The 13422-nt window shown below is 63.4% G+C and carries 8 protein-coding genes and 8 pseudogenes; 11 read left to right on the top strand and 5 right to left on the bottom strand.

What is annotated here, in order from left to right:
- Both JCM19049_RS03015 and JCM19049_RS03020 read right to left on the bottom strand, forming a co-directional pair.
- A pseudogene (locus JCM19049_RS03015) lies at positions 1–420 on the bottom strand (transketolase); the annotation flags it as partial.
- A 353-nt stretch (positions 421–773) separates the two neighbouring features.
- Positions 774–1163 carry a hypothetical protein gene (locus JCM19049_RS03020; protein WP_054820767.1) on the bottom strand — a complete coding sequence of 130 codons (390 nt, stop codon included), beginning with the start codon at positions 1161–1163 and terminating at the stop codon, positions 774–776.
- 228 nt (positions 1164–1391) lie between these two features.
- Between JCM19049_RS03020 and JCM19049_RS03025 the strand changes: the two genes are divergently transcribed.
- From JCM19049_RS03025 to JCM19049_RS03045, 6 genes and pseudogenes are all read left to right on the top strand, one after another.
- Positions 1392–1826 (top strand): hypothetical protein, encoded by a 435-nt coding sequence (locus JCM19049_RS03025; protein ID WP_054820768.1) that lies wholly within the window; start codon positions 1392–1394, stop codon positions 1824–1826.
- 67 nt (positions 1827–1893) lie between these two features.
- Positions 1894–2229 carry a hypothetical protein gene (locus JCM19049_RS03030; protein ID WP_054820774.1) on the top strand — a complete coding sequence of 112 codons (336 nt, stop codon included), beginning with the start codon at positions 1894–1896 and terminating at the stop codon, positions 2227–2229.
- A gap of 970 nt (positions 2230–3199) precedes the next feature.
- Positions 3200–4099 (top strand): annotated as a pseudogene (locus JCM19049_RS03035) (heme o synthase).
- A 239-nt stretch (positions 4100–4338) separates the two neighbouring features.
- Positions 4339–4562 (top strand): annotated as a pseudogene (locus JCM19049_RS18275) (PadR family transcriptional regulator).
- Positions 4555–4857 carry a DUF1700 domain-containing protein gene (locus JCM19049_RS03040; protein WP_054820769.1) on the top strand — a complete coding sequence of 101 codons (303 nt, stop codon included), beginning with the start codon at positions 4555–4557 and terminating at the stop codon, positions 4855–4857. The pseudogene JCM19049_RS18275 and the gene JCM19049_RS03040 overlap by 8 nt, the downstream one beginning before the upstream one ends.
- A gap of 240 nt (positions 4858–5097) precedes the next feature.
- On the top strand, positions 5098–5523 hold the full coding sequence (locus JCM19049_RS03045; RefSeq protein WP_279402346.1) for a hypothetical protein: 426 nt from the start codon (positions 5098–5100) through the stop codon (positions 5521–5523).
- Here JCM19049_RS03045 and JCM19049_RS18280 read toward each other — a convergent pair.
- The 3 genes and pseudogenes from JCM19049_RS18280 to JCM19049_RS03060 all read right to left on the bottom strand — a co-directional run bounded on the left by JCM19049_RS18280 (position 5435) and on the right by JCM19049_RS03060 (position 8467).
- Complete coding sequence (locus JCM19049_RS18280; protein ID WP_279402347.1) at positions 5435–7153, bottom strand: COX15/CtaA family protein; 1719 nt, start codon at positions 7151–7153, stop codon at positions 5435–5437. The two genes, JCM19049_RS03045 and JCM19049_RS18280, sit on opposite strands and share 89 nt — an antisense overlap.
- Before the next feature lie 14 nt (positions 7154–7167).
- Positions 7168–7416, bottom strand: coding sequence for a hypothetical protein (locus JCM19049_RS03055; RefSeq protein ID WP_054820771.1), 249 nt, complete (start codon positions 7414–7416; stop codon positions 7168–7170).
- A gap of 94 nt (positions 7417–7510) precedes the next feature.
- Positions 7511–8467: pseudogene (locus tag JCM19049_RS03060) on the bottom strand (ABC transporter ATP-binding protein).
- A gap of 191 nt (positions 8468–8658) precedes the next feature.
- Here JCM19049_RS03060 and JCM19049_RS03065 point away from each other — a divergent pair.
- The 5 genes and pseudogenes from JCM19049_RS03065 to JCM19049_RS18285 all read left to right on the top strand — a co-directional run.
- Positions 8659–9443: pseudogene (locus JCM19049_RS03065) on the top strand (helix-turn-helix transcriptional regulator).
- Positions 9440–10899: pseudogene (gene sufB, locus JCM19049_RS03070) on the top strand (Fe-S cluster assembly protein SufB). Before JCM19049_RS03065 ends, sufB begins: the two co-directional pseudogenes overlap by 4 nt.
- A 2-nt stretch (positions 10900–10901) precedes the next feature.
- Positions 10902–12178, top strand: a pseudogene (gene sufD / locus JCM19049_RS03075) (Fe-S cluster assembly protein SufD).
- 47 nt (positions 12179–12225) lie between these two features.
- Positions 12226–12984: a Fe-S cluster assembly ATPase SufC gene (gene sufC / locus JCM19049_RS03080; protein WP_054820772.1), complete on the top strand. Its 759-nt coding sequence runs from the start codon at positions 12226–12228 to the stop codon at positions 12982–12984.
- A gap of 13 nt (positions 12985–12997) precedes the next feature.
- Positions 12998–13329 (top strand): annotated as a pseudogene (locus JCM19049_RS18285) (metal-sulfur cluster assembly factor); the annotation flags it as partial.
- Positions 13330–13422 lie beyond the last annotated feature (93 nt).

Here is a 13422-nt window from a genome sequence, read left to right on the forward strand (position 1 = left end):
AGGAGCCAGGCCCTGGCCGAGCGGGCCGGTGGTGATTTCCACGCCCGCGGTGTGGCCGAACTCCGGGTGGCCCGGGGTCTTGGCGTCCCAGGTGCGCAGCGCGGCCAGGTCCTCCATCTCCAGGCCGTAGCCGGAGAGGAAGAGCTGCAGGTACAGGGTCAGCGAAGTGTGACCGGGGGAGAGGATGAAGCGGTCGCGGCCGAACCAGTTCGGGTCGTTCGGGTCGTGGCGCAGGTGCTTCTGGAAGATCAGATAGGCGGCCGGGGCCAGGCTGATGGCGGTACCGGGATGGCCGTTGCCGACTTTCTCGACGGCATCAGCGGCCAGGACGCGAGCCGTGTCGATGGCCTTCTGGTCCAACTCGGTGAGTGAAAATTCTTCAACTAAGGATTCAGTCGCCACTGCGGCGTTTCCTTCCATTCAGGCTGGGGGAATGGTGTTTTCCCGCTGACACGCAATACGCCGTCGACCTCGAACCCGTGTCGTTCGAACTCGGGGATAAGGCGGCGACGGCGCAACTAGTGTCCACTCTATCGCGGATCACCCGGTTTGTGGTGGGTTGTTTCAAGATGACAAGTGCAAGATGAAGCACTGGGCCGCACGGGCCTCTTGCCCGCTTCTGCCAGGTCGATACCGCCTGAGCAGCTCTCTTGTTCGATGTATCGCGCCTCTACGGTGAAGGGGGCGCCTCGACCGACGTCCGCAGTAGTGATTGGCCGATTGTCCTTGAGAGGAGGGTTTTCACACTGCGTACCTGGGTACGATCGGGATTCTCACTGTGGGGTTTTGACCGGGGTGAAGATTGTGCGCACCGTGGCAGAGATGACGGCTTCCGCGTCGATGTCCGCGTGGCGTCCTAACGCGTGCAGGAACAGGCCCTCGAAGCAGGTCGCGATCAGCTGTACGCCAAGCAGCGGATCGTTGGCACCCAGTGCCACCAGCGCGGGTAGAACCGAGCTCTCGATGCTCTTTCGGCCTGCCGAGAGTGCGGACCGGACTCCCGCATCGTGACTACCTTCCACTATTAACGCGAGGCGCGCTGCCGTTATCTTGCGAGAGGGACCGACCAAATGGCGGAAGAGCATGGACAATGACTCGGAAAAATCTTCTGGCGTATTTGCGCTGAAGCCGATGGCGATCTCGGGTAGTTCTCTGGCGACCATATGCTCACAAACCCCCAGAAGGAGTGCTTCACGCGTACGGAAAAAGTTTGATGTGGACCCCGGGGGAGTCCGGCGCGTTCGTCCACTCGCAGATGCGTTAGCGCACGAACGCCTCCGCTCGCCAATAGGTCGATAGCTGCGGTGATCGCCTGGTTTCGGTTGCTGGGCATAAACGAACCTTACTACGGGCATAGTGACAGATTACTATGTCCGTAGTAGTCTTAGGATATGACACTGGTCACAGCTCTTGCGGGGCTAACATTGCTCCTCCTTGTGATGACGTCGATCCTCGGCGTGGTCTCTCTGTCGACTTGGCGGCGTCACCGAAATGCATCCTTCCCGACGAAAAGGGTCGCAGCACACATTGCTCTACAGGTCGCGAGCACCACGTTCTGGGTCGCCTTCCTTGTCGCCATGCGAACGTGGATCGCCTGGGTCGCGTTTGCCGTAATTACGGCTGGTCAGGTCCTCGGTGACTTGCTTATGCTTGCGAGCTACCGTGCGCGGCACGGCATCGACAGCGCTGCGGGGAACTACGTAGCGGTAGCCAAGGACGTCCTCGGCTTCTCACGTCCGGCGCCTGCGCTCCACGCGATCGTCGGGGCGCTGGGATGGTTCACGATGCTCGGTGTCTGTGTCTTTGCAACGCTCGTGTTGCGGTGAGTTCTGGTGGACGGGCTGTGGCCAGCCGCAGGAGAAGCAAACCTCGTTTATGGGATTGGAGAAAGTCATGAACCTCTTGCTGACCCCTATTCTTGTCGTTTTCATCGGACTCTTTGTGCGGTCGCGACTAATGGCGGCGTTGCTCTACCTCGTCATCGAGGCGATTCTGTTCACGTTTCAGACACTCCTGGTGCTTCTGAACTGGCTGAATGGCGGGCTTACAGTCTTCGGCGACGGAATGTTCGGTCCGACGCCGAAGGGTCTTCCGCTCGTGCTCAATGAAGGGGAAGTTTGGTCATATGGGCTCGTGAATCTTGGGATCATGACCATGGGGGTGGCGCTGACCGTGCTGTTTGTCACCCTCCGCAATCGCAGTCGGGAAAGAAGAAGTACCTCACCCTGAGGTGAGGACCCTGAAGATTTCTTCATCACGGCCAAAAGTCGAAGGCATCAATGAGACATGTCGATAGCACTCTATTTCGATGGTCCGTACGACGTTCCTCGCGAATAGTGAACCGTTGCCGATGGCGTGGGCCCTATGAAATGAGACAACTGCACCGGAGGTTTCAGCGCTTTCCAGTTAGGGTGACAACGGAACCGATCGATGCTCGCAAGGATACTGAAGATCGTCACTTCGGTCGGCCCCGAAGACCCGAGGCTGTGGGCCTGAGGGTCCACGCTCCTCATGGTGAATGCCCCCATTGATGGAGCCCTCCGCCGGGATCCTTCATTTCAGCTCCTGCAATGCACTGTCGGCCTTTCTGTCTATCGGAAGGTCGTTGGGTGCAGCCCGGGTTGGTTAGACGTGCACCAGGCTACGGCGTGCCTTCCGATTTCTGGGGCTGCCGACGGAAATGGCCGGCACCGCACCTTGGAGGTATTCGCCATGACCTGCCACGTCTCGATCGCCATGGCCTGCTCCAAGTGCGGTTCCGCTTAACCAGCCACAAAACGTTGCTTTTGTATATCTGGTGATCCACAAAGTGTCACTCTTGTCAGAGGCTTGTAGGGTGAATGCGACAAACGGTCCCGGCGGGAGTTTGGGAAGTAGGGATATTCCACCCGTCGTCCACTTCTCATGATCGCGATGAATTCGAGCGGCGGGCATCGATGCTCAACGAGGGGTGGTAGCGCGCAATCAGTGCCGAAGGTGTTGCCGCGTTGCGATTTAGTGCGGGAGATGGCTGGAATCACGCGGGAGTAGGCCGGATATGACCCAACTCAACTACCCTAAGTCTTCTATTACGCGTAGAATAAGGACGTCTGTCTTGTACCCGTGAAGAACTGAGTGCGTTTAATTGAAGTCTCTTAGTGTCGCCGATGCGCCGAGCCCCCAGGCCTCGCGTCAGCTCGATGAGACCACCGGCGAATTCATCAAGCGCAAGGCCAGTGCCTACTTGGCATTGACCAAGCCGCGCGTCATTGAGTTGCTTCTGGTCACCACCCTGCCCACGATGATCTTCGCCTACGGCGGGTTCCCCTCGGTGTGCTGATGGCTTCGACCTGATTGGCGGCGCATTGGCCGCTGGCGCCTCGGGCGCCTTCAACTGCTACTTCGACCGGGACATGGACCGGCTGATGAAGCGTACCAAGGGCCGCCCGCTGGTGACCGGAGATGTGACTCCGCGCGAAGCGCTGATCTTCTCCTGGGTGCTGGCCATTACCTCTCTGGCGATCTTCTGGTTCGGCACCAACCCGCTGACCACGGCACTGGGGCTGCTGGCCATCCTGTTCTACGTGGTGCTCTACACGCTGATCCTCAAGCGCCGCACGACCCAGAACATCGTGTGGGGCGGCATCGCCGGATGCATGCCGGTGCTGATCGCCTGGGCCGCGGTCACCAACACCCTGGAATGGCCGGCCTTCATCCTGTTCGTGGTGATCTTCCTGTGGACCCCGCCGCATTACTGGCCGCTGTCCATGAAGTACGCCGATGACTACAACGCGGCTTCGGTGCCGATGTTTGGCGCGATCGCCAACGCTCGGCGCGTCTCCGTGCAGGTCGTGCTCTACGCCTGGGCCACCTTCGTCTGCTCGATGCTGCTGGTGCCCATGGGCTACGCCGGCATCGTGTACACCGCCCTGGCCGGCGGGGCCGGTCTCTGGTTCGTTTACGAGTCGCACGTGCTCTACCGCGAAGCCCAGCGCGAGCACAAGCCCGCTGAGATGAACCGCAAGGCGATGAAGGTCTTCCACATCTCCATCACCTACCTGTCGATCGTGTTCCTGGCGCTGGCCATCGACCGTTCGTCGGCAGCCCGCTGTTCGGCTAGAACCCCACACTTCAGCCCCCGGTGCATTCACCGGGGGCTTTTGCGTTCTCGTCCAGCTCCTAAGTTCGGCCGATGGGTAACTCTTGCTGTACAAGTCTTGTGGTACAAGGTATCTTCGACTTATGGATCGGGCAGTGGAGAAAATGGCAACCAACCTGCGCAAGGGCGTGCTGGAGTACTGTGTGCTCGCCTTGCTCGATCAACGCGAAATGTACGGCCTGGAGATCGCAAACGAGCTCATGGAACGCGAGCTTTCGGCCAGCGAAGGAAGTTTGTACCCCTTTTGGCGCGCATGAAGCACACTGGCAGCGTCGATGCGCGCTGGGAGGCCGGTGATGGCACCCGTTCGCGGAAGTACTATGCCATCACCGAGCACGGCCAACATCAACTGGCCAGCTTTCGTGAGGTGTGGCGGGGGATTCAGCAGCAGGTTGACGGGCTCTTGGGAGGGCATCATGGCTAGCATTTCCACCGATCGTGCGACCCAGCGGTATTTGCGCCGGCTCAAGGGCGCCTTGGCCGATGTGCCGCGACCTGAGAGGGAATCGATTCTGCAGGACGTGCGGGACCATATTGACGAGGCCCTGGCCCAGGGGCGTGATCCGGAACGGATCCTGGCGGCATTGGGTGAGCCCAGGCTCGTCGCCGAGGCAAGCCGCAGCGAACTGGATTCGCGGATCCTGGGCGGCGTGCGCAACCCGGCAACGGTGCTGTGGGGTGTAACGGTCGCCTGGGTGTTCTGGCCGCGGTGGTGGTGAGCTTTTTCCTGCGCAATCCCGAGGGGCAGAGCCCGGAGCGACCAGTGTGCCGCAGGGGACGCTATCCTCCCTGGTCGACGCGTATGGCCCGGGCGCTGCCGTGTTGACCCTGCTCCCGGCGTTGGCCTGCGCTGCGGTGGTGCTGGTGCCGTATGGTGCGCGACGGTGGCTGATGATGCTCATCGCGGCCTTGCTGAGTGTGCTGGTGTTCATCGCGCCTTCGACGCGGGCCTGTTCCTGGTGCCCATGGCGATCACCGCGTGGATGGGCGCCGTCATTGGGTATGCCAGCGCGGTGACAGCGCCCCGGGCGGAAGCGCTGGTGATGCGCATTCTCGGGACACTGCTGTTGGTGGTGCCGGTGGTGCTGGTCCTCGCCGGCTTGATGGTGGGAAGCTTCGGTGCGGCCCAGATCCCATTGCTGCTCTGGGCCGTCTTTAGTGTGCTGCTTGCCGCGGGTTATGCCGCGAACTCCCGTGCAGCCCACTGGGTCACCCTGGCCTATGGTCTGCTGGTACTGGGGGTGGCGGTTGTTGATGCCGGAATCCTGGTCGCCGCCCTGTGGGTCGGCGGTGGGGTCATCCTGGCGATGGGGCTGTACGGACTGCTGCGCCTGCCCCCGCGCAGCGCGCTTCGAGTGCCGGAGGCCGGCAGCGAGCTGTCCTAGCTTCCAGGGCCATCCACCGACCGAAAGCAGGGGTGCAGCAGCCTCGCCCCGGGTCTCGAGCGTCCCCGGCTGTGTGCGGCTCCGCGCCAGGGTTTCGGCCAGTGACGTGCCACCGGAAGCGCGTGATGCTGGACAAAGAACAGCGACCCGGTGCCGGATCGCAATGGGTTCCGACACCGGGTCGCTGCGCACCACGGTGGGACGGCCTGGGGCCGCCTTGGGGCCGGCTAGAGCTGGGAGACGTTGTGCTGCGGCACCTTGTACTTGGGCAGGCGCACCGCACGGTCCCACACGTTGGTGGTGGCGATGCCCAGCAGCGCGCTGCCCAGCATGTGCAGGATGACCAGCACGATCGGCAGGCCGGTGAAGTGCTGGATGTACCGATCGCGGCCTGCAGGAGCAGCACGCCGACCAGCCAGTACAGCCCGTGGGTGAATTCCGGACCGGCCTTGCGCTTGGCCGCCAGCACCAGCAGGACAATGGTCGCGCCGATCAGCAGGTACACCGGGGCGGTGTGCATGCGGGTCACGGTCAGCGGGTCGAACAGGTGGCGGGGGGCCGAGGCGTCCCCGGCGTGCGGACCGGTGCCGGTGACCACGGTGCCGAAGATGATGGCCAGCATGGAGGCGATCCACGCCACCCAGGAGACCTGGGCGGTGGTCTTGTCCTGGACCGGGGCGGGGGTGTGCTTGTATTCGCGGCCGGTGCGGTTGACCAGGACGGTGGCCAGCATGACCAGGGCCATGGACAGCAGGAAGTGCAGGGACACCACCCACGGGTTCAGCCCCGACCAGACGGTGATGCCGCCAATGACCCCCTGGAAGGGGATGCCGATGAGCAGGACCCAGCCGATCACGAACAGCGAACGGTGGGTGGAGCGCATCCTCCAGATGGCCACCAGGAAGGCCAGGGCGATGGCCATCAGCACGAAGGTCAGCAGGCGGTTGCCGAACTCAATGAAACCGTGGATGCCCATTTCCGGGACCGGGGTCATGGTGCCGGGCATGCAGTTCGGCCACTGGGAGCAACCCAGCCCGGACTTGGTCAGGCGCACGGCGCCGCCACTGATGATGATGCCCACCTGGGAGACCAGCGAGGCGATCGCCAAGCCGTGCACGGTCTTGGTGACCTTGGTGGGCAGCCTGTCCGCCCAGCTCGTGGACGGGGCAACGGACGAAGACATTAACTTCTCCCTCGGATTGGTGTGGCGGTTAGTTCCATTTGAACAGCTTGACGGCCGCGAATGAGCCACGACGGTCCACACCACCAGCAGCAGGCCTGCCGGGAAGTGGAAGACGCCGTCGATGAGCGCCGCGCGCAGCGAATCGCCCAATGCCGCGGAGGGCAGGGCGTTGAGGATGGGGTGGATCCAGGCCGGGGCCATGGAGGTCGGGAAGAGCACCCCGCCGACGCCGGCCAGCAGGATCCAGGCCAGGTTGGTGATGGCCAGCGTCGCCTCAGGCCGTACGGTCCCGGCGATCAGCAGGCCCAGGGCGGTAAAGCAGCCGGCGCCCAACAGCAGGAAGAGCAGGGAGGGCAGGATGCCGACCAGCCGTGGTTCCCAGCCCAGCAGCAGCGCGCAGGCCCCGATCAGCACCAGCTGGATGGCCAGGACGGTCAATACGGCCACGACCTTGCCGAAGATCAGCCCGGTGCGCCCCAGCGGGTGGTGGAGAACATCCGCAGCACCCCGTAGCGCCGGTCGAACCCGGTGCCGATGCCCTGCCCGGTGAACGCGGTGGACACCACGCACAGGGCCAGCACCCCGGGCACGGCGGCGTCGATGTTGCGTTCGGCCACCCCGTCGATGAGGTTGGTGAAGGTCAGGGCGAACAGGGCGATCAGCGGCATCACGATGGCCAGCACCAGTTGTTCACCGTTGCTGAGCATCACGAGGGTCTCGTACTTGCCTGCAGGGCGATGCGCCGCAACGGGGAGACCGCATTGTTGGGCACGCTCTGGTGCCGGGGAAGCTCGGTCGGTGCGCTCATGCGTTATCGGGCTCCTTCTGGGCGATCTCCAGGAACACGTCCTCCAGGCTGCGGCCTGCAGGCTCAGGTGGTGGGGCAGAATGCCGGCCTCGGCCCACCAGGTGGTCAGCCACAGCAGGTGTTCGGGGGAGCGGACCCCGTCCAGACGGTATTCGCCCGGAGCCGTTTCGCTCAGGTGCAGTCCGGCGGGCACGGTATCCGGCAGAGCCAGGCCGGCTCCGGCCCCGAAGGAGACCGGGCGGGTCTGCTGTTCGGCGGCGGCCAGGGTGGTCAGTTCGCTGACCGTCCCCTGGGCGACGGTGCGCCCACGGTCGATGATGTACACGTAGTCGCTGAGCTTCTGGGCGTCATCCATCAGGTGGGTGGTCAGGATGATGGCCTTGCCCGCATCGCGCAGGTCGCCGATCAGGTCGAACACCACCTGGCGCGACTGCGGGTCCAGCCCGGCGCTGGGCTCGTCGAGGAAGACGACTTCCGGGTCCCCGGCCAGTGCCGCGGCCAGCGCGACGCGCTGCTTCTGTCCGCCAGAAAGCCGGCGGATGGTTCGCGAGGCGAAGGATTCGATGTCCAGCCGTTTGATCAGCGCATCCAGGTCGATGGGGTTGCGGTAAAGCGAAGCGACGTGGCGCAGCAGCGGGATTGGGCGCATCGACGGGGGCAGCCCGCCATCCTGGAGCATCACCTACCCGGGAGCGCAGTTCGGGCTTGTCCCCGTAGGGATCCTGCCCCAGCAGCTGGATGCTTCCGCTGTCCGGGCGCAGCAGGCCCTGGGCGCAGCTGAGGGTGGTGGACTTCCCGGCGCCGTTGGAGCCAAGCAGGGTGGTCACCTGTCCGGGGTGGGCCTTGAGTGAGACGGAGTGCAGGACCCGGAGCATCCGGTTATTCAGCGCCGGCACCGGTCCAAGGTCCTTGCACAGCTCACTGATGATGAGACTGGGGGAATCGGAAGACACCCATCGATTCTACGCTAGGTCGAAGTTGGGTCCGATGCGGCTTTGCTCACGGCGGTTTTCGGGCAAACACGCTAAGATAAATTTCGTGGTCATGTTGAAAATTGCCGGTGCCGAGCAGGTGTCGACAATGGCTAACCTTAGTAAGCACTTCCTTACTAGACCTTAGCGCTAAATATGGTCATGCTTGTGTTGTGTATTCATCTAAAGCAAACTCAGTTGGCGATCAGCCGGCAAAGGTAGTGGGCGCGATTGGGGATACCGAAGAACGGACGCGCGACCGCGTGTTGTATGCCGTCTTGGAAGACGGCCCGGTCAGCGCGGCAGAGTTGGGCAAGAAACTTGGTTTCACCCCGGCAGCCGTTCGACGCCACCTCGATGCCCTGTCCAAGGCCGGACTGGTCGAGGTCAAGCTGGTCGCAAACCAGAAGTCTGGTGCCGGACGCCCCTCGCGCCGGTACGTGCTCTCCCACCGGGGGCAGGCGAAGTTGGGCAACGACTACCTGGACATCGCCACCCAGGCCCTGCGGGACCTGGGCGACGCGGTCGGGGAGGACGCCATCCGCGGGTTCGCCCGCCGCCGCTTCCAGGACATGGAGGCCCGGTACGCCAAGCCCTTGAGGGGGTCGAAGGTCTGGAGCAGCGGGCCGAGGTACTCGGTGAGCTGCTGAACGCCGACGGATTTGTCGGGTACACGCGCACCGTGGACACCAAGCTGCCCACGGCGTTGATGCACAGCGTGCAGCTGTGCCAGGGGCATTGCCCCATCCAAGACTTGGCACGTGAGTTCCCGGTGTTCTGTGACACCGAGACGGAAATGTTCGCCCGGCTGCTGGGGGTCGATGTACGTCGGCTCTCCACGCTGGCCAGCGGCGGTCACGTGTGCACGACCCACATCCCCGTGGGCCGTGAAAAGGCGCCGCGACGCGCCGAGAAGAGAACTCGAATTCAGTTCACGAAGCAGGAGAGGCCGCGATGACGGATCAGATTGCACATGAGTCTGCCGACCCGGGCGTGATTTCCGAGATCCTGGAGAAGAACCCTGAACTCCACGGGATCGGAAACTACGAATACGGTTGGGCTGACAGCGACGAGGCAGGTGCCAGCGCCCAGCGTGGCCTCAGCGAGGCCGTGGTGGAGAACATCTCGCACCTGAAGAGCGAGCCGGAATGGATGCTCGAACGCCGCCTGAAGTCGTTGAAGTACTTTGACCGCAAGCCGATGCCCACCTGGGGCGCGGACCTGTCGGGCATCGACTTCGACAACATCAAGTACTTCGTTCGCTCCACCGAGAAGCAGGCCACCAGCTGGGAGGACCTGCCCGAGGACATCAAGAACACCTACGACAAGCTGGGCATCCCGGAGGCTGAAAAGCAGCGCCTGGTGGCCGGTGTGGCCGCCCAGTACGAGTCCGAGGTCGTCTACCACCAGCTGCGTGAGGACCTGGAAGCGCAGGGCGTGGTGTTCCTGGACACCGACACCGCGCTGAAGGAACACCCGGAAATCTTCCAGGAGTACTTCGGCACCGTGATCCCGGCGGGCGACAACAAGTTCGCCGCGTTGAACACGGCCGTATGGTCCGGCGGCTCGTTCGTGTACGTCCCCAAGGGCGTTCACGTCGAAATCCCGCTGCAGGCCTACTTCCGCATCAACACCGAGAACATGGGCCAGTTCGAGCGCACGCTGATCATCGCCGATGAGGCTCCTACGTGCACTACATCGAGGGCTGCACCGCGCCGATCTACCAGTCGGACTCGCTGCACTCGGCCGTGGTGGAGATCATCGTGAAGAAGAACGCCCGCGTTCGCTACACCACCATCCAGAACTGGTCGAATAACGTCTACAACCTGGTCACCAAGCGCGCCATCTGTGAAGAGGGCGCCACCATGGAGTGGGTCGACGGCAACATCGGCTCCAAGGTCACCATGAAGTACCCGGCCGTGTACCTGGTCGGCGAGCACGCCAAGGGCGAGACCCTGTCCATCGCCTTCGCCGGCGAGGGCCAGCACCAGGACACCGGTTCGAAGATGGTGCACATCGCCCCGAACACCTCCAGCGCGATCGTCGCCAAGTCGGTGGCCCGCAATGGCGGACGCTCGGCCTACCGCGGCCTGGTGCAGGTGCGCGAAGGCGCCAAGGGCACCAAGAACTCCGTGGTGTGTGACGCGCTGCTGGTTGACCAGATCTCGCGTTCGGACACCTACCCCTACATTGACGTGCGTGAAGACGACGTCACCATGGGCCACGAGGCGACCGTCTCGCGCGTATCCGAGGACCAGCTGTTCTACCTGATGAGCCGCGGCATGGCCGAGGACGAGGCCATGGCAATGATCGTGCGCGGCTTCGTCGAGCCGATCGCCCGCGAGCTGCCGATGGAATACGCACTGGAACTGAACCGCCTCATTGAACTGCAGATGGAAGGATCGGTCGGCTAAGCATGTCGGAGACCACTACCCATATTCCGGACGAGAAGGCCCGCATCGGCGCCCCCTCAATCCCGGGTTTCACCGAAGAGGGCGAGAACCTCTCGCCGCTGAACGAGGCTGCCTCGCCGCTGGCCGGCGACTCGGTCAAGGGCCACAGCCACGGTGGCGGGGTCGGCATTCCCGACTCCTCCGTGCCGGTCGTCTGACCAGCTACAACGTCGATGACTTCGCGCCGCTGACCGGCCGCGAGGAAGACTGGCGCTTCACCCCGCTCAAGCGCCTGGGCGGGCTGCACAAGAAGGAACTGACCGGCGCCGCGCCGAAGGTTGAGCTCAGCGGCGACGAGAAGGTCACCATCACCACCGTGCCGGCCAGCGACAAGCTGCGCGGCGTGGTCTCCACCCCGGAGGACCGGGTGGCGGCCAACGGCTGGAAGTACGCCAACGAGGCGCACGTGCTGACGATCCCGGCCAACGCCGAGGGCATCAAGTCGCACCTGACCATCACCGGTGAGTCCATGGACCCCGCCGCCCAGCACATCATCGTGATCGCCCAGGAGAACTCCGAGGCGACCCTGGTGCTGGACCACGTCGGTTCCGCCGTGCTCTCGCAGAATATCGAGTTCGAGGTGCGCGCCGGGGCGAAGCTGACCGTCGTGTCGCTGCAGGCCTGGAACGATGACGCGATCCACGCCTCCAGCCAGCAGGCTGCCGTGGCCAAGGACGCCTACTTCAAGCACATCGCCATCTCCTTCGGTGGCGACCTGGTGCGCGTGAACCCCTCGGCCCGTTTCGCCGGGGAGCACGGTGAGGTGGAGCTGTACGGCCTGTACTTCGCAGACGCCGGCCAGCACCAGGAGCACCGCCTGTTCGTGGACCACAACCTGCCCAACTGCACCTCCAACGTGCTCTACAAGGGTGCGCTGCAGGGCGAAGGGGCACACACCGTGTGGATCGGCGACGTGCTGATTCGCAAGGAGGCCTCGGGGACCGACTCCTACGAAGCCAACCGCAACCTGGTGCTCACCGACGGCACCCGCGCCGACTCGGTGCCGAACCTGGAGATCGAGACCGGCCTGATCGAGGGTGCCGGGCACGCCTCGACCACCGGACGCTTCGATGACGAGCACCTGTTCTACCTGATGAGCCGTGGCATCGACGAGAAGTCCGCCCGCCGCCTGGTGGTTCGCGGCTTCCTGAACGAAATCGTGCAGCAGATCCGCGATGAGGAACTTGAAGCGCGCCTGACCGACATCATCGAAAAGGAATTGGCCGTCACCAACAACTAGTTGGCCGGGTAATTCGAAAGATTTTAGACACAGAAACGGAACGACGTATGTCTACTTTGGAAATCAAGGACCTGCACGTCTCGATCGACACCGAGCAGGGCGAGAAGGAAATCCTCAAGGGCGTCTCGCTGGTGATCAACACCAACGAAACCCACGCGATCATGGGTCCGAACGGTTCGGGCAAGTCCACCCTGGCCGCCACCATCGCCGGTCACCCGCGCTACAACGTCACCAGCGGCTCGATCATGCTGGACGGCGAGGACGTGCTGGAGATGAGCGTTGACGAGCGCGCCAAGGCCGGCCTGTTCCTGGCCATGCAGTACCCGGTCGAGGTCCCGGGCGTGTCCATGACCAACTTCCTGCGCACCGCCAAGACCGCCATCGACGGCGAAGCACCGAAGCTGCGCACCTGGACCAAGGACGTCAAGGAAGCCATGGGCAAGCTGAAGATCGACGCCGACTTCGCCCAGCGCAACGTCAACGAAGGCTTCTCCGGCGGTGAGAAGAAGCGCGTGGAAATCCTGCAGCTGGAACTGTTCAAGCCGAAGTTTGCCGTGCTGGATGAAACCGACTCGGGCCTGGACGTTGACGCGCTGAAGGTTGTCTCCGAGGGCGTGAACCGTGCCCAGGACGAGAACGAGATGGGCGTTCTGCTGATCACCCACTACACCCGCATCCTGCGCTACATCAAGCCGGACCACGTGCACGTGTTCGTTGACGGCAAGATCGCCGAACAGGGCGGCCCGGAACTGGCCGACCGTCTGGAAGAAGAGGGCTACGACCGTTTCCTGAAGGTCACGGCCTAGTTAGGTGGAAACCATGAGCGAATCAACTGAACAGCACGAGGGGTCGACCACGACCCCGCTGGAGGATGTCGAGGAAGCGCTCAAGGATGTTATTGACCGGAACTGGGAGTCAATATCGTCGATTTGGGTCTGCTCTACGGGCTGAAGTACGCCGAGGACGGCGTGCTTCTGATCGACATGACCCTGACCACCGCGGCCTGCCCGCTCACCGACGTGATCGAGGAGCAGGTGGCAGCGACGCTGGAGAGCATAGTCGACGAGCACCGTCTGAACTGGGTCTGGATGCCGCCATGGGGTCCGGAACGGATCACCGACGACGGCCGTGACCAGATGCGTGCCCTCGGTTCAACATCTAGTCACAGACCACGGTCCAGCAGGCCGGCACACCGCCCACGGGCGGGCGTGCCGGCCTGCTGGCGTTACCCCCACGCGACGGGG

The organism is Arthrobacter sp. JCM 19049, from assembly GCF_001310435.1.

Bases quoted from the DNA above. Each gene is read 5' to 3' on its own strand.
- JCM19049_RS03020 (WP_054820767.1), bottom strand. From the start codon at position 1,163: ATGGTCGCCAGAGAACTACCCGAGATCGCCATCGGCTTCAGCGCAAAT.
- JCM19049_RS03025 (WP_054820768.1), top strand. From the start codon at position 1,392: ATGACACTGGTCACAGCTCTTGCGGGGCTAACATTGCTCCTCCTTGTG.
- JCM19049_RS03030 (WP_054820774.1), top strand. From the start codon at position 1,894: ATGAACCTCTTGCTGACCCCTATTCTTGTCGTTTTCATCGGACTCTTT.
- JCM19049_RS03040 (WP_054820769.1), top strand. From the start codon at position 4,555: ATGGCTAGCATTTCCACCGATCGTGCGACCCAGCGGTATTTGCGCCGG.
- sufC (WP_054820772.1), top strand. From the start codon at position 12,226: ATGTCTACTTTGGAAATCAAGGACCTGCACGTCTCGATCGACACCGAG.